The following is a 22476-nucleotide window of genomic DNA, read 5'->3' as shown; positions in this document are numbered from 1 at the left end:
CATGGTCGAGCAGATTTCCACGCGGGCGCTTCGCGCGCTATGGCGGGCGGGAGACGAGGTCGCGCTGTTCGACGCGCGCGAGGAAGGGCCGTTTTCCCGGGCGCATCCGTTCTTCGCCGTCTCGCTGCCCTTCCCCGAGATCGAGGCGAAAGCCTATGAGCTCGCTCCGCGCCTGTCGGCCAAGATCGTCGTCTATGACGACGGCGAGGGCGTCGCGCAGCGCGCTGCGCATCGTCTCATCGACGCCGGCTATCGCGATGTCGCCCTTCTCGAAGGAGGGCTCGCGGCCTATCGGCAGGTCGGCGAGCTGTTCCGCGACGTCAATGTGGTGTCGAAGGCTTTCGGCGAGCTGGTCGAATCCATTCGCCATACGCCGTCATTGTCGGCGCGCGAGATCGATCGCCTCATTCGCGACGGCGCCGACGCCGTGGTGCTCGACGCGCGCCGCTACGAAGAATATAGCACGATGAGCATTCCGACGGCGGTGAGCGTGCCGGGCGCCGAGCTCGCCTTGCGCGTCTTCGACATTGCGCCGTCGCCGGACACGCTGGTCATCGTCAATTGCGCTGGACGCACGCGCTCGATCATCGGGACGCAGAGCCTCATCGACGCCGCAATCCCCAATCGGGTCGCCGCGCTCCGCAACGGCACGATCGGCTGGACTCTCGACGGGCTGGCGCTCGACCGTGGACAGGAGCGGCGCTTCCCGTCGATCAGCCGAGAGGCCCATGCAAGGGCGCTCGCCGGAACGCGCGCCCGCGCAGCGCGCCTCGGCGTCGCCACGCTGGACGCCGCCGCCTTCCAGGCCGCGCTCGCCGAGCGCGACAGGCGCACGCTCTATCTGCTCGATGTACGCTCGCCGGAGGAATATGCGGCGAGCCATGCGTCCGGCTTTCGTTCGGCGCCCGGCGGTCAGCTCGTTCAGGCCACCGATGAATGGGTCGCCGTGCGCGGCGCGAAGATCATTCTCTATGACGATCTCGAAGCGCGCGCGCTGTCGACGGCTTCCTGGCTGACGCAGCTCGGCTGGGAGACAGCCGTGCTCGCGCCCAATGCGGTCGCAGCGACGGATGTCGGCCCCTCGCCACGGGCTCGTCCGCCGATCATCGTCGCGCCGGGCTCGACGATCTCGCCTGACGAGCTCGCGGCGCGCCGCGACCAATTCGTCATCGTCGATCTCTCGCGCAGCCCCGTCTATCGCGCAGGCCATATCCCCGGCGCCTTTTGGGCGGCAGCCGCGCATCTCGAGCGCGATCTATCGACGCTGCCGCGTGACGAGCAGATCGTGCTGGTCTCGCCCGATGGAGAGACCGCGCTGGACAATCTCGCGCGGGCGCAGAGCGTGGCGCGCGGCGCGGTCGCGCTGGCCGGCGGAACGCAGGCTTTCGGCGCGGTCACGGAAGAAAATCCGCAATGGCTCGGCGAGCCGGACGACAGCTACAAGCGCCCATATGAAGGCGTCGACAATTCACGCGATGCGATGCAGGCCTATATCGATTGGGAGCTGCAGCTCGTCGCGCAGCTCGCCAATGACGGCGTCGCCAATTTTCATGTCGTGCGATAGCTGCGCTCGTCACTCGGCGGCGCGCCCGGCCGCGTCTCCGAGCAGATGATCCAATATCTGCTCCTCGAGCTCCGCGACCTCGACCGCGCCACGCCGGCGAGGACGCGGCAGATCGACGGCGATGTCGCGCGAGATCGCGCCATTCTCGATGATCACGATGCGGTCGGCGAGCGTGACGGCCTCGGCGACGTCATGCGTCACCAAGAGAGCCGTGAATCCGTCGCGCAACCATGCGGACTCCAGCAGGCGCTGCATCTCGATGCGGGTGAGGGCGTCGAGCGCGCCGAGCGGCTCGTCGAAGGCCAGCAGACGCGGACGGCTGACGAGCGCGCGCGCAAAAGCGACGCGCTGCCGCTGGCCGCCGGAGAGCGTCGACGGCCAGTCCTTCGCACGATCCTCGAGCCCGACCGAGCGCAGCGCATCGAGCGCCTGCGCCCGGCCTTCCGCGCCGCCGCGGCGCTCGCCGAGACCGACGTCGACATTGGCGAGCACGCGCGCCCAAGGCAGCAGACGCGGCTCCTGAAACATCACGCGGACGGCCGCGGATGCGTGCTCGCCGAATGTGACCGCGCCGCCGCTCATCTCGTCGAGGCCGGCGATGAGGCGCAGCAGAGTGCTTTTGCCGCAGCCGCTGCGCCCGACGATCGCGAGGAATTGCCCGGCGGGAACGTCGAGATCGAGCCCGCGCAGCACGCGCTTCGCGCCGAAGGATTTGTCGAGATTGCGCGCTCTCACCGAAACTCCGCGCGGATGCGCCGCCGCCGAAGTCTCGACGATAATCATTGCGCCTCGCCCTTCTGGCTCTGAAAGGCGGGATGCCAGGAAAGGCAGATGCGCTCGAGGGCGCGCGCGACGGAATCGGCGAATTTGCCGAGCAAGGCGTAGATCAGGATCGAGAGCACGACCACATCGACCTGCATGAACTCGCGCGCCTGCATCGCCATATAGCCGAGCCCCGATTGCGCCGCGATCGTCTCCGCGACGATGAGTGTCAGCCACATCACCCCGAGCGCATAGCGCAGCCCGACGAAAATGGAGGGCAGAGCGCCGGGCAGCACGACCCGCCGGAACAGATCACGGCGCGGCATGCCATAGCTGCGCGCCATCTCGACGAGCTGCGGATCGACCGAGCGAACGCCATGCAGCGTGTTGACATAGATGGGAAAGAACACGCCGATCGAGACGAGGAAGAGCTTGGCCTCCTCATCTATGCCGAGCCAGAGGATGACGAGCGGAATCAACGCCAGATGCGGAATGTTGCGCGCCATTTGCAAGGTGGAGTCGGCGAGGATCTCGCTGATCTTGGACACGCCATTCGCCAGGCCGAAAAGGAAGCCGATCGTTCCGCCGATCGCGAGGCCGCCGATCGCGCGCAGAAAGCTCACACCGAGATTGCGCGGCAGTTCGCCGTTCAGCGTGAGACGCCGAGCGGCGTCGATGACCGCCGCAGGCGAAGGCAGCAACGTCGACGGCGTCAGCTCCATGACGCAGACAAGCTGCCAGCTCAAGACAATCGCCAAAGGAACGATCCAAGCCGCCGCCCGCGATTCGAGAATCGCTCGCCAGCGAATGCGCCGCGCGACATCGGCGGCGGGGCCGGCGGAAGCGATCAGCGCGCCCTGCGAATTGGTCATGGCGCGTCTCATTCCGCAGCGGCTCGCGGCGATGCGCCGGAGCCGACGCCATATTCTCCGACCGCGGTTCCATGCGACCATTTGCGGCCGCTTTCAATGCCGAGCGCAGGGAACAGCAGCTCGGCGACCTTATAGGCCTCCTCGAGATGCGGATAGCCGGAGGCGATCACCGTATCGATTCCGAGCGCCTGATATTCGCGCAGGCGCGCGGCGACCGTCTCGGGATCGCCGACCAGCGCGGTGCCGGCGCCGCGCCGCACGAGGCCTACGCCGGCCCAGAGATTGGGCGCGATCTCGAGTCGATCGCGGCGGCCGCCATGCAGAGCGCTCATCCGCTTTTGGCCGAAGGAGTCCGATTCGAGCGCGAATTTGCGCTGCGCAGCGGCGATCGCATCGTCCGAGAGATGCGCGATGAGGCGATCGGCGGCGTCCCACGCCTCGCGCTCCGTCTCACGCACGATGATATGAATGCGCAGGCCGAACTTCAGCGTGCGCCCACGCAGCGCAGCGCGCTTCCTCGCCGCCTCGATCTTTTCGGCGAGCTGGGCCGGCGGCTCGCCCCAGGTCAGATAGACGTCGGCATGCTCGCCGGCGACCTCGAGCCCGGCGTCCGACGAGCCGCCGAACCAGATCGGCAGCAGGCTCTGCACGGTGGGAAACAGCAGCCGCGCGCCCTCGACACGAATATGCTCGCCGACGAAATCAACCGTCTCGCCGGCGAGCAGCCTGCGAAAAACAGTGAGAAATTCGGCGGCATGGGCATAGCGCGCATCATGGGAGAGAAAAATCCCGTCGCCGGCGAGCTCCACCGGATCTCCGCCAGAGACGACATTCACGAGAAAGCGTCCCTCGCTGATGCGATCGAGCGCCGCCGTCTGGCGCGCCCAATGGGTGGGCGTCGCGAGCCCCGGACGCAACGCCGCGAGGAAGCGCAGCCGCTTGGTATGAGGCGCGAGCGCGGCGGCGGTGATCCACGGATCCTCGCAATGGCTACCGACAGGCAGGAGCGCGCCCGCGAATCCCAGGCGGTCGGCGGCTTGCGCAATCTCCTTCATATAGTCGAATTCGGCATAGCGAATGCCTTTGTCCGAGCCGAGATAGGAGCCGTCTCCGCTGACGGGAATGAACCAGAACATATCGAGCGGTCGGTCGGTCATGCTGCGCTTCTTTCAGCCGGCGGGCTTGTGCTTCCAGACGATATCGCGAATGTCGAGGCGCGTGGGGATCAGCCCGAGATGCAAGAAGCGATCGGCCACTCGCTGCTGCTCGGCGATGATGGCGTCGTCGAGCGAGACCAGCGCGAATTCGGCTCGATCGACCGATTTGCGTTGCGCGGCGAGCGGAACGCCGCTCGCCGCGGCGTAGAGCGCGGCGACCTCGGCGCGATGCGCGGCCGCCCAAGCGGCGGTTTTCGCGATCTCGTCGTTGATCTCGTCGATGAGGGCGGGATATCGCGTCGCGAAATCGGCGTTGGCGAGAAAGAAGCTGCTCTGAGCAGCCGCAGCGGCGTCGATCTCGAGCTGGCGCGCGCCGGCGTTCAACTCGGCGATGGCGAGATAGGGGTCCCAGATCGACCATGCGTCGATCGCGCCACGGGTGAAGGCCGCGGCGGCGTCGGCGGGCGCGAGATAGACGGGCGTGACGTCGTCAAAGGCCAGATTTACGCTCTCGAGCGTCGAGACCAGCAGATCATGCGCGCTCGAGCCTTTGGCGACGCCGATCCTTTTTCCTTTCAAATCGGCGACGCCTGCGATGGTCGAATGACGTGGCGTGACGACGCCCTGGCCATAGGCGTTCGCCGGAATAGCCGCCACATAGGTCAGCCGTGTGTGGGCCGCTTGCGCGAAAATGGGCGGCGCGTCGCCCGTGAAGCCATAATCGATGGCGCCGGCGCCGAGCGCCTCCAGCATCGGAGGGCCGAAGGGGAATTCGACCCATTTGATCGTCACGCCGTGCGGCTCGAAGCGCTTCTCCAACAGCCTCTGAGCTTTGGCGACCAGAAGCACGCCGAATTTCTGATAGCCGATCACCAGCTGCTTCGGCTTTTCGGCCGTCGCCGCGCTAAGAGAACTCGCCGAGACGGCGGTTGCCGCGAGCAGGAGAATGGTCCGGCGATGGACGGGTCGCTGTTTCACCACGACGACCGAAGACGTCCGACGACGAGACCGGCGCGAAGATCTGTTCCAGGAATGGGCGGCCGAAGCGGCTCGTCGCGGAAATCATGCGGCTGGAGCATGCCGTCCTCCTCAGTGGTCGCTTCGAGAGACCGCGATATGGCCAATAACGTATCGATTTTATCAACTATCAGCATCGAGCGCAACGCGTCGGCCCGAAGGCCGCGACGCGTCACCTTGCCGCTGTCGGCGGCGCCGAGAGTGAGCAGAGCCAGCCGAGACGCCCCCGACAGCTCGCCTCGCCGAAGGATCGGCAATTGGAATGGCAGACGGGTCTATTCGCTCTATGAAAAGCTCTGGGATCGGCGGAACGCTGAGGGTCACCCGCGATTGATCTCGATGTCGCATCGCCCTCGATGCGGCTCTGATTAACGGACGGTGGAGAGATTTCCGGCCGATGGGACGGCCCGAATCGAGGCGACGTGGTGAAATACGTGGTGGCGGTCCGTCAGAGACGGCGGCCCTGCCAACGAACTCGGTTCGATCCTTGCCAAGCCGCCTGACAGCGGATATGCATACCAGCCCGCTAGAGTTTAGCTTCGGCGTAGCGTCCGGTGGAGAAGCATGAGCGACGAAGCGCCATGCGGCTTCGCATTTCGCCGCCGCGTTTCCGTTTTCGACAATGGATTTTTTTCAAAAAGCGATTACCCGGCCCGTGGCGACGACGCTGCTGACCCTCGGCTGCATGCTTCTTGGTCTGAGCGCATTTTTCTATTTGTCGATCGCACCCTTCCCGCAGGTCGACTATCCGACGATCTATGTTTCCGCGACCATGCCGGGCGCAGGACCAGAAACGATGGCCTCCTCGGTGGCGACGCCGCTCGAGCGGCACTTGGGCCGGATCGCAGACGTTCGGGAAATTTCATCGTCCAGCATCTCCGGCATGTCGTCGGTCTTCCTCGAATTCGGGCTCGCCCGCAGCGTGGACGGCGCGGCGCGCGACGTTCAGGCCGCGATCAATTCGGCGCGGGTGGATTTGCCCGCGGCATTACGCTCCAATCCGACGTACACCAAGGCCAACCCTGGCGAGAATCCGATTTTCATTCTCGCCTTGACTTCGACCAAGTTGTCCCAAAGCGCGATCTACGACGCCGCGACTGTCGTTCTCCAGCAGAAGCTCGCGCAGGTGGAAGGCGTAGGGCGCGTTCTGATCGTCGGCGCCTCGCTTCCTGGCGTTCGTATCGAGCTCAACCCCAGCCTCGTCGCCAAATATGGAGTAGCGCTCGAAGACATTCGTGCGGCGATCGCCGCGGCGAATGTCAGTTATCCGAAAGGGGCGTTGGAGCACAATGAGAGCCGTCTGCAGATCTACGCGAATGATCAGATCTTCAAAGCCGGCGATTACCGAGACATCATCGTCGCGACCCGCGACGGCGGACCCGTTCGTCTCGCAGACATCGCCGATGTCGTCGACTCGGTCGAGGATCTGCGCACCATGGGCCTTTGCAACGGCGCGCCCGCGGTGCAGGTCATTCTCTACCGGCAGCCGGGCGCGAATATGGTCGAGACAGTCGATCGCGTGCGTTCGCTGCTGCCCGCACTCTCCCAGGCGCTGCCCGGCGATCTGCAGATCGACGTCGTTCAAGACAGGACGCTTACGATTCGCAATTCGCTGCATGAGCTCGAGCTCGCCCTGCTGATCGCCATCGTCCTCGTCATTGTGGTTGTCTTCATGTTTCTGCGCGACGTGAAGGTGACGTTGATCTCCACCATCACGATCCCGGCGACATTGTCGACGACTTTCGCGCTCATGTACGCTTTCGGCTATTCGATCAATAATTTGTCCTTGATGGCGCCGACCATCGCGACAGGAGTGATCGTCGATGACGCGATCGTCGTCGTCGAATGCGCGATGCGCCGCATCTACGCCGGAGAGCATCCACTCCGCGCTGCGACGGAGAGCGTGCGAGAAGCGGCCTTCACCATCGTCGCGATGAGCCTGTCGCTCGTCGCGGTCTTTCTGCCCGTGTCGTTTCTCGACGGCGTTATCGGACGCATGTTGCGTGAATTCGCAGTCGTTTTCACGGTGGCGATCGTCGTATCGATGGTCTTTTCCCTCACGACGACACCTATGCTATGCGCCCATCTTCTCCGCGGGCGCGCAGCCCGGCGTGGCGAGCGTGCGTGGGACTGGTTGACCAAGACTTATTCGCGCTCGCTTTCGGCGATGATCGAGCGGCCGGTCTCGACATTGGCGGCGTTGTGCGGCGTCGTCGCCCTCAACTTCTGCCTGTTTGCCGTGATCCCAAAGAGCCTGTTTCCATTCCAGGATACAGGACGCGTGCGCGGCACGATCATCGCCGATCAGGGCGCCTCCTACACGGTGATGACGCGCAAGCTCGAGCAGACGATCGGGATCCTTCAGAAAGACCCCGACGTCTTCGCTGCGACAGGGACGATCGGCGGAAATCTCAATGGGCCGACATCTAACAATCGCGCCGACCTTCTGGTCTGGCTGAAGCCGCGACCGATACGAAGCGCTTCAGCCGATGAGGTGATTGCGCGCTTGCGCGCTCCATTGCGGCAGATGAGCGGAGCGACCGTCGCGCTTCGATCCGTTCAGGATCTCGCTTTCACCGTCGCATCGGGAACTGCCAATTACACCTATATTTTGAAATCAGACGATCTCGACACGTTGCGACTTTGGGCGCCAAGGCTGACGGAGGCTCTTGCGGCCAGCGGTCGGCTGCTCGACGTCGTCTCCGATCAGCAAGACAAAAGTCCTCAGACGCGGCTCGAAATCGATCGCGCCGCCGCCGCGCGCCTCAATCTCACTGCAGCCGATATCGACGAGCAACTCTACGACGCCTTCGGCCAGCGTCATGCGTCGACGCTCTATGCGACGCGCAATCAATATCATGTGGTCATCGAGCTCGCACCTCGATTCGCCCTGGGGCAGCGATCGCTCGAGAACTTCTATTTCCTTCCTTCTGGCGCAGGGTCGGGCGCCTCGAGCCGAAGCACGCAGCCGATGGCCCGGGCGCCGGCGCGCGCGGTCCCGCTCGCGCAGCTCGGGCGCCTCACCCCGGTCGTCGCGCCGATCGCCGTCAATCACTGGGGAGGATCGGCTTCGGTGGGGATCTCATTCAGCCTTCCTCCAAACGAATCTGTCGCCAGCGCGGCGTCCTACATTCGGGAAACCTCGGCGCGCATCGGGGCTCCGCCATCGGTGCATGGCGAGCTGTTCACGCCGACCGGCCCATTCGAAGGGATATTTGGAAGCTATGGATTTCTGCTCTTCGGAGCGGCCGCGGCCGTATACATCATCCTCGGCGTTCTCTACGAAAGCTATTTCCATCCGATAACGATCCTGTCGACGCTTCCATCCGCAGGCGTCGGGGCGGCGCTCGCGCTCATGTCGACAAAGACCGACCTGTCGCTATTCGCCATGATCGGTCTTCTCATGCTGACCGGCGTGGCGATGAAAAACGCGATCATGATGATCGACGTCGCGCTGGCGGCGCAGCGGTCTACTGGGCTCGACGCCGCTCTGGCCATAGAGCGCGCCAGCGTCGAGCGGCTTCGGCCGATCATGATGACGACGGCGATCGCTTTTTTCAGCGCGTTGCCTCTGGCGCTCGGCAATGGGGAGGGCGCCGAAATTCGCCAGCCGCTCGGCATATCGATCGCCGGGGGCGTTCTTTCGAGCCTGCTGCTCACTTTATACATTACCCCCGTCGTCTATGTGCTCATCGACCGGCTGGCGCATTCCCGCACTGGCGGACCATGACGACGCGCTCGTTCAGCGTATTGCGTTCGAGGCGACGATGCCGGCTGCGCAGATAGCCTCCATCGAGTCCAATCACAACGGCAGGAGTCACCGCGTCACCGTCGGGATCTGCAGCTCCCTCTGGACGCAGCCGTGCGATTTGTTCGCCGACGCGACGGGTTCGATTGCGCACCGTGCCGGCGTTGATGGCGCCGCCCAGGGGCAGGAACTCTGCGAGCAGGTCGGCCACCTTCGCAAAAGGGGCGAGCGCGGCGAACTTGGCGGTGACATAGGCGAGCTCGGGGGACATGCCGCCGTCGAGCATCAGCGCCGATAGACTTCTCGGCTCGTCCGCTATCTCACGGCATTGGCAGCTCACAAACCGACGAACTTGGAGCGGCACGTCGCCGAAGAGGGATCGAAACGTGACGGGCCGGTATCCTTTGCTGGACAAGGTCGATCCGCAATGCGTGCAGCACCGGAAGCGCTCGCCCATCGTCGCCGCCTGTGCTCGGACCATTTCGAACTGGATCGCGGCCGTTAGGCGTTTCCCCTCGGCGAGCGACAGGCCAAGAGTCTCAGGAGCTGCGAAGTCGCCTCTTTCGATCCGGGCCACTTCGACTTCGGCCTCCGTCGCTCCGTCACCAAAGTCGGCGATAAGCTTCACCCGCCAAACCAGTTTTTGCATAGGCTCGCCCTCCTCAAAAAGGCGATCTTAATCCTCGAAAATCTAAATTCCCCCACGACATTGCATGCTCTCTCGCGCAATGAGACGCGACGCCTCTTTTGCTCACACTCGACACGGCTTCCGCGTCATCGCTTCGCATTCGGCAGGGCCGCCACCGAGAACGACAACAATGTCTCGCCTCGCTTCGACGAGCGTGCGAGACGGCCCTCCCCCGCTGCGCGTACGTGGAGGGGGAGGGGGAGGGGGAAGGCACGGAACCGATCAGCCGAAAATCGGCATCAGTTGGCGGCGGCCTTCTTCAGACCGATCGCCGCGCGCAACTCGTCGATGCCGGCGACGCGGCCATGCAGGCCGGCAATGCGCTCGACATCGAGACCGAGCTTCTGGATATTCTCGTAGAGATTGACCGAGAAGGGGTTGGGCGTGGCCGGAGGCGACGCGCCGAGCGCCGCCGGCGTGTAGGCGTCGGCCTCGATCACGAGCTTCTCCTTCGGTAGATAGACGAGCGCGAGATCGTCTGAATGGCCGCTGCCGGCGATATGGTGGACCTCGATCGCATGCGCGTCGCCGAGCGCGTGCTTATGCTCATAGGTCTCGAACTTTGCCGCCTTCTTCGAGGCCGCGAGACGATCCGGACGCAGCGTATGCGGTGCGGCCCAGGCCTTTTCATAATAGGCCTTGCTGATGTCCTGGGTCACGATCGTCGCGCCAGCGTCGACGAAGGTGCGCAGCCCGCCCGAGTGGTCGAAATGCACATGGCTGTTGATCACATATTTGATCGGCTTGCCCGGGATGATCTCGCCGACCTTCTGGATCAGAGCGATCGAGCGCTCCTCGTTCAACGGCGCCTCGATCAGGACGACATAGTCCTTCTCTTCGACGGCGACGCTGTGATGCGTGCCGCCGGTGAGATAATAGACGCCGTCGGCGAGCTTCTCCGACGCCACGGTGACGACCGGCGCCGGCGCGCCCGCGACATTGGCCGGAACTGCAATGTCGACCGCCCCATTGGCCTTGGCCGAGGCGACGGCGACATGCAGAATTTCATGGCCGCCTTCGCTGCGGTGAATTTCGGCCGGGAAGCTCAGTCCGCCGAAGTCTCTGAAGTCTGAGAAATGCGTCTCCAGCAGCGTGTCGCCCAGCACAGGTGTGTCGATCCAGGTCTTGATCGCCGAAACGTGATTGTCCGCGCCGATCGTTCCGGCGAAGCGACGATTGCCGATGACGAAGGACACTTCGACGCCCGAACCGATGGTTGCCGACTTGGCGTTATTGGCGAGCGCCGCCTTCAGGAAACCTTGCGGAGTCGACCAGATTTCGGCGACGCGCTCGTCGACGGCCGCCGGAACGGACGTCGCGACCGGGGCGGCGCCGGGAGCCGCGCCTTGCGGCGGCGCGACGTTCCAGGCCTTCTCGCCCAGAACAAACCATTCGAGCTTCTGCTCCGTAGGCGCGGGCCGCGGGCGGCCGTCCGGCGACTGCGAGCGGGTGATCAGCACGCGCTCGGCCGCCTTGTCGAAGTCGATCGCTGCGCTAAAGGCGGACACGTCGAACTTCGGCCAATCGCCGCCCGGAACGGGCGCCTGGCCGAACTGACGCCAGTGACCGGAACCCGTGAACTCCAGGGTCTTGACGCTGGAAGCGGAGGCGAGCGCCGCCGCCTCCTGCAGAGAGGCGGCATGCGCCGCTCCGGCGGAGACCGACGCCATCAGGCCGAGGCCGGCGATTGTTTTCAATTTTGATTTTATCACGAAAACCTCTCTCTTCGTTGGCGTGAGGCGATCACTTCAGGCGCGCCGACACACGCTCCAGTCCGACGGCGGCGTATCGCTCGTCCTTCTCCGAGCCGCGCGCGCCGCCGACGCCTATGGCTCCGATGATCTCCTCGCCGACCTCGATCAGAATGGCTCCTTGGTGGGCGGGATCTCCACTCGGCATGAACGCCTCCCAGACGATACGGCCACGCGGATCCCTTCACTTCGCGGTCACGCGAAGCGCCGCATTGTCGGGTGGCGCGACGACCGCCTCGGCATGAGGCGTCCCCTCGGGCGCCCAGTCGTAGGGAACCGGCTGGGCGCGATAGACGCTGTAGTTGAGCGTCGGCCGGCCGGTCTCCGCATCCTTGCCGCGGCGCGGATAAGGATTGAGATATTCCCAGACGATGTCGCCCTCGCGCGTCACCTGGAAGAAGCGGCCGATCTGGCCCTCGTCGATGAAAGTGTTGCCGTTGGGCAGGCGGCGGGCGTTGCTGATATGCGTGCTGCGGAACGTCCAGCCCGGATTGCCGGAGCTCGCTCCGGTATATTGCCAGACGATCTGCTTGGCGACGGGATCGATCTCGAGCACGCGCGAGCCGCCAGTGAAGGTGACCGAGGCGCGCGGATAGCCGGCTTCGCCCTGATTGTCGAAGACGAGCAGATTGCCGGCTCCTGGCAGGCCCTTGGGAATGATCTGCGCGTCGTGCTGGCCCGAGATCTGATCGACGGGCCGCGGAACCTTGCGCGAGGTCGTCGATCCGTCCTCCGACACGGGCGGAAAGTGCGGCCCGAGCGTCCAGACGATCTTGCGCGTCTTGCGGTCGACAATGGCGATGAAATTCGCATTGCGCGAATCGAAAATCAGATTGTCGGGGGCGAAGCGCGCGTCTCCCTCGTCGTACCAATGGTTGGGTCCGACGGGCTTGAGATCGTTGACATGGAGATAGTCCGGATTTTTCGACGCCTTGAGCAGCTTCGATTCGTCCGCGGTGAAGCCGATCTCGTCGAGATGATCCGAGGCGGCCCATGTCCAGACGATCGCGCCGTCGGGGTTCACTTCATAGGCGACGTCGTCCAGCACCTGCGGCGCAGCGAAGCCGGGCAGCGGATAGGAGATGTTCGCGAGAAGCAGCGTGTGGCCATTGGGCAGTCGCGCGATGTCGTGGTGCTGACGCGCGACGCCGCCGGGCGCCTCGGAGCCGAAGGACCACACGGGCTTGCCGTCCCAATCGACCTCGCCGACGGTCTTGCGGATGCGGGTCTGATTTCGGCCGGGAGTGAGATCGGTTCCCCTGCCCTCCGCGCTCTCCAGCGTGACGAAGATATGGCCTCGCGCGCCGCCGACGAGCGCCGGATCGATGAAGGCGACCGGCTGGCCCGCGTATTTCCACTCGCGAACGACCTCGCCGGTGAGATCGACCAGCCTCGAGACGTCGTCGCCGCCGGGAAACAGAACAAAGGAATTATAGGCGCGGGAAGGATCGTAGATCGTGGTTCCCGTCGGATAGACGCTTGGCTCGGCGGACGCGAAGGGCGTCGTCGCCGAGAGCAGCGCCACGACGGAAACGCCGCGCACGGACGACAGAAAAGCGCGGGAAAAGCGACAATGCGACACCGCCATCGGAGGCTCCCGTGTTGTCGAGACAGGGCGTTATATCCATATTTATTCCATCTAATAAATAGCATAATGATATTGAAAAACACACAGCGATTTATCGTTTTTTTCGGCCCAGAAAGAGATTTTATCCCTTGATCCGACGCGGTTATCGAGAAGCATTTTTCGCGCGAACGCAGCGCCTGGGCGGGCCAGACTTCGGCGTCTGCCGCCCCCTCACAGCCCGACGGATCGCTATCGAGCGTGACGTTTCGGCGAGGCGAGACGGGTTGGAAGCCGAAAAGCCGGCGCGCCGGCCGTTCGGACAGGAACTCTGCAATTTGCACTTGTTCGATAGGATCAATAAGCTATACGTCTATCATGTTTTCAGGAGAGACAGCTCCGTGACCGTTCCGTCTTTGTGGTCGGGTTTTGCGAGCGACGCCACGCAGGTCGACGTCGAGCGGGCGCTTGCCGAAATTCGCGCCGGAAGGCCGGTCCTGCTCCGCGACGAGGCGGAGCGCGTCGTCGCGCTCGCCGCCGAGGCCGTCGACGCGGCTCTCTGCGCCATTCTCGACCGGCTCCGGCCCGCGTCGACGCGGCTGGCGCTGACCGCGCCCCGGCTGCGGCGGCTCGGACTCGCGCGACGGGAGGCCGGCGCCATCGCTCTGCCGGTCCTCGACATGACGCGCCTGCATGCGCTCGTCGCCGATCCGGAGGCCCGCATCGACGCGCCGGCGGCCGCCGCGACGCCGCTCGAGGACGGCGCGCTGGAGTTGATGCGGCTCGCGCAGGTTCTTCCGGCGGCGATCGTCGCCGACGGCGCCGCAGAGACCGCCTTTCCCGGCCTGCTCGGCGTGGGCTTGCCGGATGTGCTGGCCTATCGCGCAGTTCGGGTCGCCGCCCTGCGCATCGTCTCGCGTGCGCAAGTGCCGCTGGAGGGTGCGCCCGATTCCGAATTCGTCGTCTTTCGCGGCGGCGAAGGGCTGCGCGATCAGGCGGCGATCATCGTCGGGCGGCCCGATTTTTTGCGCCCCGTCCTCGTGCGGCTGCATTCGGCCTGCCTCACCGGCGACTTATTCGGCAGCCTCAAATGCGATTGCGGCGATCAGCTGCGCTACGCGGCGCGCTTCATGGCCGAAAATGGCGGCGGCGTGCTGCTCTACCTCGATCAGGAAGGGCGCGGCAACGGGCTCGCGAGCAAGGTCCGCGCCTATGACCTCCAGGCGCGCGGCTTCGACACCTATGATGCGGATGCCGCGCTCGGCTTCGACAGCGATCGCCGCATCTTCGATTTCGCCGCCGAAATGCTGAAAAAGCTCGGCGCTCGCCGCGTCCGGGTCATGACCAATAATCCAGAGAAGATCGCCGCGCTCGCAGCGGCCGGGCTCGAAATCGCGGACGAGCAGCGTGTTCTGGGCCGGCTGACCGACCACAATGCGCGCTATCTCGAAGCCAAGCGCGACAAGGCGGGTCATTTCATCGATCTCGACAGTGTGGCCCGCCTGACGCTCCGCAAGATAGATTGATTAACTCTACATTCCTAGTAAGGTTTGTTCAGAGGCGAAGGACGACGTGGCCCGGCGAGCGCACGCGCCGACGCTCCAATCGCGCGAATGGCGCGTTGATTTCTGAAACAAATAGGCCCCGGAGAGTGGATCGAATGAGTTCCGATGTCACCGATGCCACGCGCCTCTCGCTCGTCGGGGACGGCGCGCGGCGCCTACTGGCGCGCGCGGGCGGGGCGCGCCGGCTCGCCGCGGCGCTGCTGGCGGCGGCCGTCGTTTTCGCCGCCTGGCTCTATCTCGCCAAAGCAGCTGCGCCGCCGGCCGCTCCCGGAGCGGCGCGCGGACCAACGACCACTGTGGCCGCAGAAGAGGTCGTTCGCGGCGATTTTCCGGTGGTCTTCACCGGCCTCGGAACCGTGATCCCACTCGCGACCTCGGTGGTGAAGGCGCAGGTCTCCGGTCCGCTGCAGCAGGTGACCTACGCGGAGGGACAGACGGTCAAGGCCGGCGATATTCTCGCGCAGATCGACCCGCGGCCCTTCGACCTCGCGGTCGCACAGGCGCAGGCGCAGCTCCGGAAGGACGAGGCGCTGCTCCAGAATGCAGAACGCGATCTCGCCCGCTACGAGACCCTGCGGATGAAGGTCAGGGACAGCGTCTCCGGACAGCAGCTCGACACGCAACGCTCGCTCATCGACCAGTCTCGCGCCGCCGTCGAGACGGACCACGCCCTGCTCGGCCAGGCCAAATTGAATTTGAGCTACACGCGCATCGCCGCGCCGATCGACGGCCGCATCGGCCTGCGCCTCGTCGATCCCGGCAATATCGTGCAAACCAATGACGCGAACGGCATAGCGGTGGTCACGCGGCTCTCGCCGATCACCGTGATCTTCACTCTGCCGGAGGTGAAGCTGCAGAGCGTGCTTCGCCGCTTCCGTTCGGGCGAGAAGCTCGCCGTCGTCGCCTTCGACCATGAGCATGCCGGCGAGCTCGCGCGCGGCGTCCTCTATGCGATCGACAATCAGATCGACGCGACCTCCGGCACGGTGAGGCTGCGCGCCGAATTCGCGAATGACGACGAGAGGCTCTATCCCAATCAATTCGTCAACGCCGAACTGACGGTGGAGACACTGAAACGCGTCGTGCTCGCGCCCGCCGTCGCGATCCAGCGCGGGGCCAAGGGGCCCTTCGTCTATGCGCTCGACGGCGAGGACAAGGTCGCCGTGCGGCCGGTGCGGCTCGGTCCGCGCGACGGCGAGCGCGCGGTGATCGAGGCCGGCGTCGAGCCCGGCCAGCGCGTGGTGGTGGAAGGCGTCGACAGATTGCGTGACGGAGCCAGAATCACGCTCGCGCGGGGCGCCGGCGCGGCGGCCCCGACCGACGGCCCCAAGGGACCGCCCGACGCAGCGCGACGCTCGCCCGACAAAGCCGGCGCGCCGTGAACGTGAAGCCATGAGCGCCCTCGACATTTCGCGACCTTTCATCGAGCGCCCGGTCGCCACCACTTTGCTGATGGCGGCAATCTTTCTCGCCGGCGCCATAAGTTTCCGCCTGCTGCCGGTGTCGGCGCTGCCGCAGATCGACTATCCGACGATAGAGGTGCGCACCTTCTATCCGGGCGCGAGCCCCGAAGTGATGGCGGCGACGGTCACCGCGCCGCTCGAGCGCCAGCTCGGCCAGATGCCGGGCCTGACCCAGATCGCCTCGACGAGTTCCGGCGGCGCTTCGATCATCACGCTGCAATTCAGCCTGAAGCTCTCGCTCGACTTCGCCGAGCAGCAGGTGCAGGCCGCGATCAACGCGGCGTCGAGCTTTCTGCCGACCGACCTTCCCGCGCCGCCGATCTACGCCAAGATCAATCCGGCCGACGCGCCGGTGCTCACGCTCGCGCTGCGCTCGAAGACGCTGCCGCTGACCCAGGTCCAGGATCTGGCCGACAGCCGCATCGCGCAGAAAATTTCGCAGCTCTCCGGCGTCGGGCTCGTCAGCGTCGCGGGGGGCAATCGGCCGGCCGTGGTGGTGCGCGCCAATCCGGCGAAGCTCGCCGCCCATGCGCTGTCGCTCGAGGATCTACGCGCCGTCATCTCCAACGCGAACGTCAATCTGCCAAAAGGCAATATCGACGGGCGCAGGCAGCAATTCGCCGTCGACGCCAACGACCAGCTACGCAGCGCCAAGGACTATGAAGGGCTCGTCGTCGCCTATCGCAACGGCGGCCCGGTGCGGCTCTTCGACGTCGCCGAGGTGACCGAGGGGTCGGAAAATCGCGAGCTCGGCGCCTGGACCGACCTCGAGCCCGCCATCATCGTCAATGTGCAGCGCCAGCCGGGCGCCAATGTCATCGCCGTCGTCGATCAGATCAAGGCGCTGCTGCCGGCGCTCGCCGCCTCCCTGCCCGCCGCTGTGGACGTCGCGATCCTCACCGACCGCACGACCGCGATCCGCGCCTCCATTCACGATGTGGAGGTGGAGCTCATGTTCTCCATCGGCCTCGTGGTCGCGGTGATCTTCTTCTTTTTGCGCAGCCCGCGCGCGACGATCATTCCGAGCGTCGCCGTGCCCCTGTCGCTCATCGGCGCGCTGGCGGCGATGTATCTCTTCGGCTACAGCCTCAACAATCTGACGCTCATGGCGCTCACCGTCGCGACCGGATTCGTCGTCGACGACGCCATAGTGATGATCGAGAACATCGCCCGCCATATCGAGCGCGGCGAGACGCCGCTCGCGGCCGCGCTCGTCGGCGCGCGCGAGATCGGCTTCACCATCGTATCGCTGACGATATCCCTGATTGCAGTTCTCATTCCGCTCCTGTTCATGAGCGACGTGGTCGGTCGTCTGTTCCGCGAATTCGCGGTGACGCTCGCCGTGACGATCGTGATCTCGGCCGTCGTGTCGCTGACGCTGGCGCCCATGCTCTGCGCCAAGCTCTTGCGCGCGCAGGACGCCCATACGCATGAGGCGAAGGGCCCGCACGACTGGTTCGGCCGCGTCATCGACGCCTATGGCGTCTCGCTGCGCTTCGTTCTCGCCCATTCGCGCGCGACGCTCGCGATCTTCGCAGCGACTTTGGCGCTGACCGGCGCTCTCTACGGCGGCATCGGCAAGGGCTTCTTCCCCGTGCAGGACACGGGACTCGTGCAGGGCTTCTTCGAGGGCGAGCAATCGTTGAATTATGAGGCGATGACGCGCAAGCAGCTCGATCTGGTCGCGATGCTGCTCGCCGATCCGGCGGTCGCGAGCGTCTCCTCCTATCTCGGCGTCGACGGCGTCAACCGCACGCTCAACAGCGGAAGGCTGCTCATCAAGCTGAAGCCGAAACCGGAGCGCGCCGGCGCCATCTCCGACATCACGCGGCGCTTGCAGGACGCGACGCGCGATCACGCGATCGGCTCGCTGTTCCTACAGCCGGCGCAGGACCTCTCCATCGACGCGGGAGTCGCGCGCGGCGAATATCATTTCGCCCTGCAGGACGCCAATCCGGTCCAGCTCTCCGACTATTCTCGCCGTCTCGTCGACAAATTGTCCGGCCTGCCGGGATTTCGCGACGTGTCGAGCAGCGCGCAGGACGGCGGACGGGCGCTCTATGTCACGATCGATCGCGACGCGGCCGCCCGCTACGGCATTTCCGTCGCGACGATCGACAATATTCTCTATGACGCCTTCGGTCAGCGGATCGTCTCGACGCTGTTCACGCAGACCAGTCAATATCGCGTCATTCTCGAGAGTGCGACCCGCGGCCAGTCCGGCCTCGAGACGCTCGCCGGCCTGCGCATCCCCGCCAATGGCGGGCGCGAGACGCCGCTCGCCTCCATCGTGAAGGTCGAGGAGATCGCCGCGCCGCTTTCCATCGAGCATCTCGCGCAATTTCCGGCGACGACGATCTCCTTCAATCTCGCGCCCGGCCATTCGCTCGGCCAGGCGATGGAGGCGCTCGCCGCCGCGCAGAGCGCGCTCGCGACGCCGGCGAGCGTCATCACCGTGCTGCAGGGCGCGACCGCGGCCTTCAACGCCTCCTCCGTCTCGACGCTGCTCTTGATCCTGGCGGCGATCGTCACCGTCTATATCGTGCTCGGCGTGCTCTACGAGAGCTATATTCATCCGCTGACGATCCTCTCGACGCTGCCCTCCGCCGGCATAGGCGCGCTGCTCGCCTTGATGCTCGCGGGCGACGATTTCGGCGTCATCGGCGTGATCGGCGTCATTCTCCTCATCGGCATCGTCAAAAAGAATGCGATCATGATGATCGACTTCGCTTTGCAGGCCGAGCGCGACGACGAGCTCTCCCCGCGCGAGGCGATCTTCGAGGCCTGCATATTGCGGTTCCGACCCATATTGATGACGACGCTCGCCGCGCTGCTCGGCGCGCTGCCGCTGATGCTCGGCTCGGGCGAAGGCGCGGAACTGCGCCAGCCGCTCGGCGTCGCGATCGTCGGCGGATTGATCTTCAGCCAGATTCTCACCCTCTATACGACGCCGGTGATCTATCTCGCCTTCGACGGCTGGGCCAAATCCTTGCGTCCTCGGACAACCGCCGCCAAAGAGCGCGAGGCCGTGAGGGCGCGCCAATGAGCGTGACGGCGAGGGCGATCGAACGGCCGGTGGCGACGAGCCTGCTGATGCTCGGCCTGGCGCTCGCCGGACTTTCGGCGCTGTTTCTGCTGCCCAAGGCGCCGGTTCCCAATATCGACTTTCCCGTCATTTCGGTTTCCGCCAGCATGCCGGGAGCGAGCCCCGAGACGATGGCTGCATCGGTGGCGACGCCGCTCGAGCGGCGGCTCGGACAGATCGCCGGCGTGACCGAGATGACCTCGTCGAGCTCTCTCGGCTCGACGCGCATATCGCTGCAATTCGATCTCGACCGCAATATAGATGGCGCGCAGCGCGACATTCAGGCGGCCATCGCCGCCGCGCGGGCGGACTTGCCGGCGTCCTTGCGCAACAATCCGACCTTCCGCACCTCCAATCCCGCCGAGGTTCCGGTCGTGATCATCGCGTTGTTCTCGCAACATCTCACGCCCGGACAGCTGTTCGAGATCGCCTCCAACATATTGCAACAGAAATTCTCGCAGCTCGAGGGGGTCGGACAGGTGACCGTCGGCGGCGGCTCGCTTCCCGCGGTGCGCGTCGAGCTCGATCCGCCTTCGCTATTCGCGCATGGCGTCGCCCTCGAGGACGTGCGCGCGGCGCTCGCAGCGGCTAATTTCACCGGCCCGAAAGGCGCGATCGAGGAGGGCGAGCGCCGGCTCGCGCTCTACGCCAACGACCAGTCGCGCCGGGCGGCCGACTATGCCGGGCTCATCGTCGCCTATCGCAACGGCGCGCCGGTGAGATTGCGCGACGTCGCCGAGATCGTCGATTCGGTCGAGGACACGCGAAATTACGGAATGAGCAACGGCCGCACTGCGGTGCAGGTGCAGATTTTCCGCCAGCCCGGCGCCAATTTCATCGAGGTCGTCGACCGCATCAAAGCGTTGATGACGCCGCTCGCCGCCGCCCTGCCGGGCGACGCGGAAATGCGAATCGTGCAGGATCGCACGCTGACGATCCGCTCTTCGCTCGCCGAGATCGAGACGACGCTTCTCGTTACCGTCCTCCTCGTCGTGTTCATCGTCTATCTGTCGCTGAAGGACGCGCGCGCGACGATTGCGCCGAGCCTCGCCGTGCCGGTGTCGCTGATCGGCGCCGTCGGCGCCATGTATCTGCTCGACTACAGTCTGAACAATCTCTCGCTCATGGCGCTCACCATAGCGACCGGCTTCATCGTGGACGACGCCATCGTCGTGGTGGAGAACATTGCGCGGCGCGTCGAGGCGGGAGAGCCGCCGCGCAGGGCCGCGCTCGAAGGGGCGCGCGAAGTCGTCCCGACCGTCGTCTCCATGAGCTTCTCGCTCGTCGCCGTATTTCTGCCCATATTATTCATGGGCGGCGTCATCGGGCGAATGTTGCGGGAATTCGCGATGGCGCTCTCGGTGGCGATCCTCGTGTCTCTCGTCCTGTCGATCACCGCGACGCCGATGCTGTGCTCCCGCTTTCTGCGCAGCCATTGCGGGCAGCCGCGCTTTTTCCTCTTGCGCTGGAGCGAGAAGTGCTTTTCCGCCTTGCACGTCTCCTATCTGCGCATGCTGGACGCCGCATTGCGCTGGCCGGGCGTGACGCTCGGCCTGCTGCTCGCGACGATCGCGCTCAATTTCTATCTGTTCGCGCTCGTGCCGAAGGGCTTTTTCCCGATCCAGGACTCCGGCCGCATGCGTGGCGCGATCGTCGCGGATCAGAGCGTCTCCTTCCCCGTGATGAAGGAGAAGCTCGAGCAATTCGTCGCTATATTGGAGGCCGACCCCGGCGTCGCCGCGGCCACGGGAACGATCGGCGGGAGCTTCGGGCCGGGCGGCGCGATCAATGTCGCCGATCTGCTCGTCACGCTGAAGCCGCTCGCCGAGCGTAAGGCTTCGGCGAATGAGATCATGGCGAGGCTGCGACCGAAATTCGCCCGCGTGAGCGGCGCGGCGCTGTTCCTGCAATCGGTGCAGGATATCCGCATGGGCGGACGCACGAGCAACGCCATGTTCCAATATACGCTGCTCTGCGACGATTTGGAGGCGCTGCGCACCTATGCGCCGCGTATCGTCGAGGCGTTGCGCCGCGGCGGCGCGCTTCTCGACGTCAGCTCGGACCAGCAGGACAAGGGATTGCGCGGCGACGTCGTGATCGACCGCGCCAAGGCTTCGCGCCTCGGCCTGACCGCGAGCGCCATAGACAACACGCTCTATGACGCTTTCGGACAACGGCAGGCGTCGACGATCTACGAACCGCTGAACCAGTACCATGTGGTGATGGAGGCGGCTCCGCGATTCCGGGAGACCCTCGGGGCGCTCGACAGTCTCTATATCGGCGGCGGCGCGAGCGGAGCGCCGCGGGTGTTTTCGCTGCGCGACGCGGCGAGCCCCGCGAGCGCGATAAGCGCCGCCGCGACGCCGATGGCGCCCTTCTCGTCATTTGCGCGTTTCGGCGACGGCGTCACGCCGCTGCAGGTCAATCATCATGGCCATTTCGCCGCGGTCACGCTCTCGTTCAATCTCGCCGAAGGCAAGTCGCTGCGCGACGCGGCGGACGCCATCAAGGATGCGATGGCGAAGACTGGCGCCCCATCGACACTGCAGGGCGTCTTCGCCGGCAATGCGGCCGGCTATCAGGACGCGCTCGCCAATCAGCCGCTGATGATCGCTGCGGCGCTCGCCGCCGTCTATATCGTGCTCGGAATGCTCTATGAGAGCTTCCTGCATCCCCTCACCATTCTCTCGACGCTGCCCTCGGCCGGAGTCGGAGCCTTCCTTGCGCTCATCGCCTGTGAAACGGAGCTCAGCATCATCGCCATGATCGGAGTGCTGCTGCTCATCGGCATCGTCAAGAAGAATGCGATCATCCTCATCGATTTCGCGCTCGACGCCGAGCGCCGGCGCGGCCTCGCGTCAAAGGAAGCGATCCGCGAGGCCTGCGTCGCGCGCTTTCGTCCCATTCTCATCACCACGCTCGCCGCACTGTTCGGCGCGCTGCCGCTCGCGCTCGGCGCCGGGGAAGGCGCCGAGATGCGCCGGCCGCTCGGCATCGCCATAGTGGGCGGCCTGCTGGTGAGCCAAATCCTGACGCTCTTCACGACTCCGGTCGTGTTTCTCTATGTCGATCGACTGAGAATGCGCATCGCTCGCTCCGGTCGCGCGGCTCGAGAACGAGCGCTCGATTGACGGACACCGTCGATGCCTTCGGCGCCGCCGATCGCGTCTTCGGAGCCTGCACACATGCCCATTCTCTTCGTCGGCCGAGCGCGAATCCGTCACGCTTGCGCGAAAGGTC

The 22476-nt window shown here is 65.2% G+C and carries 14 protein-coding genes; 6 read left to right on the top strand and 8 right to left on the bottom strand.

The window, feature by feature from the left end; all coding sequences use genetic code 11:
* Nucleotide 1 precedes the first annotated feature (1 nt).
* Nucleotides 2-1564 (top strand): rhodanese-like domain-containing protein, encoded by a 1563-nt coding sequence (locus tag VIF40_RS09695; RefSeq protein WP_331937320.1) that lies wholly within the window; start codon nucleotides 2-4, stop codon nucleotides 1562-1564.
* Between the two features lie 9 nt (nucleotides 1565-1573).
* Here VIF40_RS09695 and VIF40_RS09690 read toward each other — a convergent pair whose 3' ends face one another.
* The 4 genes from VIF40_RS09690 to VIF40_RS09675 are packed head-to-tail and all read right to left on the bottom strand — an operon-like array spanning nucleotide 1574 to nucleotide 5333.
* Nucleotides 1574-2347, bottom strand: a complete 774-nt coding sequence (locus tag VIF40_RS09690) for an ATP-binding cassette domain-containing protein (protein ID WP_331937319.1) — start codon at nucleotides 2345-2347, stop codon at nucleotides 1574-1576.
* Complete coding sequence (locus VIF40_RS09685; RefSeq protein ID WP_331937318.1) at nucleotides 2344-3198, bottom strand: ABC transporter permease subunit; 855 nt, start codon at nucleotides 3196-3198, stop codon at nucleotides 2344-2346. Before VIF40_RS09685 ends, VIF40_RS09690 begins: the two co-directional genes overlap by 4 nt.
* A gap of 8 nt (nucleotides 3199-3206) precedes the next feature.
* A complete protein-coding gene (gene ssuD / locus VIF40_RS09680) occupies nucleotides 3207-4355 on the bottom strand; it encodes an FMNH2-dependent alkanesulfonate monooxygenase (protein WP_331937317.1) in 1149 nt (382 codons plus the stop codon).
* 12 nt (nucleotides 4356-4367) lie between these two features.
* A complete protein-coding gene (locus VIF40_RS09675) occupies nucleotides 4368-5333 on the bottom strand; it encodes an aliphatic sulfonate ABC transporter substrate-binding protein (protein ID WP_331937316.1) in 966 nt (321 codons plus the stop codon).
* Nucleotides 5334-6027: 694 nt separating this feature from the next.
* Here VIF40_RS09675 and VIF40_RS09670 point away from each other — a divergent pair.
* Nucleotides 6028-9102, top strand: coding sequence for an efflux RND transporter permease subunit (locus VIF40_RS09670; RefSeq protein ID WP_331937315.1), 3075 nt, complete (start codon nucleotides 6028-6030; stop codon nucleotides 9100-9102).
* Here the strand turns inward: VIF40_RS09670 and VIF40_RS09665 are convergent.
* The 4 genes from VIF40_RS09665 to VIF40_RS09650 all read right to left on the bottom strand — a co-directional run bounded on the left by VIF40_RS09665 (nucleotide 9062) and on the right by VIF40_RS09650 (nucleotide 13147).
* A complete protein-coding gene (locus VIF40_RS09665; protein ID WP_331937314.1) occupies nucleotides 9062-9769 on the bottom strand; it encodes a hypothetical protein in 708 nt (235 codons plus the stop codon). The genes VIF40_RS09670 and VIF40_RS09665 overlap by 41 nt on opposite strands.
* 278 nt (nucleotides 9770-10047) lie before the next feature.
* Nucleotides 10048-11505, bottom strand: coding sequence for an MBL fold metallo-hydrolase (locus VIF40_RS09660; protein WP_331937313.1), 1458 nt, complete (start codon nucleotides 11503-11505; stop codon nucleotides 10048-10050).
* A 46-nt stretch (nucleotides 11506-11551) separates the two neighbouring features.
* Complete coding sequence (locus VIF40_RS09655; protein ID WP_331937312.1) at nucleotides 11552-11707, bottom strand: heme-binding protein; 156 nt, start codon at nucleotides 11705-11707, stop codon at nucleotides 11552-11554.
* A gap of 36 nt (nucleotides 11708-11743) precedes the next feature.
* Complete coding sequence (locus tag VIF40_RS09650; RefSeq protein WP_331937311.1) at nucleotides 11744-13147, bottom strand: aryl-sulfate sulfotransferase; 1404 nt, start codon at nucleotides 13145-13147, stop codon at nucleotides 11744-11746.
* Nucleotides 13148-13524: 377 nt separating this feature from the next.
* Between VIF40_RS09650 and ribA the strand changes: the two genes are divergently transcribed.
* The 4 genes from ribA to VIF40_RS09630 all read left to right on the top strand — a co-directional run bounded on the left by ribA (nucleotide 13525) and on the right by VIF40_RS09630 (nucleotide 22367).
* A complete protein-coding gene (ribA, locus tag VIF40_RS09645) occupies nucleotides 13525-14649 on the top strand; it encodes a GTP cyclohydrolase II RibA (RefSeq protein ID WP_331937310.1) in 1125 nt (374 codons plus the stop codon).
* A 134-nt stretch (nucleotides 14650-14783) separates the two neighbouring features.
* Entirely contained in the window at nucleotides 14784-16070 is a 1287-nt protein-coding gene (locus tag VIF40_RS09640) for an efflux RND transporter periplasmic adaptor subunit (protein ID WP_331937309.1), read from the top strand.
* 10 nt (nucleotides 16071-16080) lie between these two features.
* Entirely contained in the window at nucleotides 16081-19197 is a 3117-nt protein-coding gene (locus VIF40_RS09635) for an efflux RND transporter permease subunit (RefSeq protein WP_331937308.1), read from the top strand.
* Nucleotides 19194-22367, top strand: coding sequence for an efflux RND transporter permease subunit (locus VIF40_RS09630; protein ID WP_331937307.1), 3174 nt, complete (start codon nucleotides 19194-19196; stop codon nucleotides 22365-22367). The genes VIF40_RS09635 and VIF40_RS09630 overlap by 4 nt, the downstream gene beginning before the upstream one ends.
* The last annotated feature ends 109 nt before the right edge of the window (nucleotides 22368-22476 follow it).

The sequence above is a fragment of the Methylosinus sp. genome (genome assembly GCF_036560965.1).
Taxonomy (GTDB): domain Bacteria; phylum Pseudomonadota; class Alphaproteobacteria; order Rhizobiales; family Beijerinckiaceae; genus Methylosinus.
Note: the sequence above shows the minus strand (reverse complement) of the source record. Positions and strands in the feature narration are given on the sequence as shown.

Coding starts and splice junctions, on each gene's coding strand:
- VIF40_RS09695 (WP_331937320.1), top strand. CDS start 2: ATGGTCGAGCAGATTTCCACGCGGGCGCTTCGCGCGCTATGGCGGGCG.
- VIF40_RS09690 (WP_331937319.1), bottom strand. CDS start 2,347: ATGATTATCGTCGAGACTTCGGCGGCGGCGCATCCGCGCGGAGTTTCG.
- VIF40_RS09685 (WP_331937318.1), bottom strand. CDS start 3,198: ATGACCAATTCGCAGGGCGCGCTGATCGCTTCCGCCGGCCCCGCCGCC.
- ssuD (WP_331937317.1), bottom strand. CDS start 4,355: ATGACCGACCGACCGCTCGATATGTTCTGGTTCATTCCCGTCAGCGGA.
- VIF40_RS09665 (WP_331937314.1), bottom strand. CDS start 9,769: ATGCAAAAACTGGTTTGGCGGGTGAAGCTTATCGCCGACTTTGGTGAC.
- VIF40_RS09655 (WP_331937312.1), bottom strand. CDS start 11,707: ATGCCGAGTGGAGATCCCGCCCACCAAGGAGCCATTCTGATCGAGGTC.
- VIF40_RS09650 (WP_331937311.1), bottom strand. CDS start 13,147: ATGGCGGTGTCGCATTGTCGCTTTTCCCGCGCTTTTCTGTCGTCCGTG.
- VIF40_RS09640 (WP_331937309.1), top strand. CDS start 14,784: ATGAGTTCCGATGTCACCGATGCCACGCGCCTCTCGCTCGTCGGGGAC.
- VIF40_RS09635 (WP_331937308.1), top strand. CDS start 16,081: ATGAGCGCCCTCGACATTTCGCGACCTTTCATCGAGCGCCCGGTCGCC.
- VIF40_RS09630 (WP_331937307.1), top strand. CDS start 19,194: ATGAGCGTGACGGCGAGGGCGATCGAACGGCCGGTGGCGACGAGCCTG.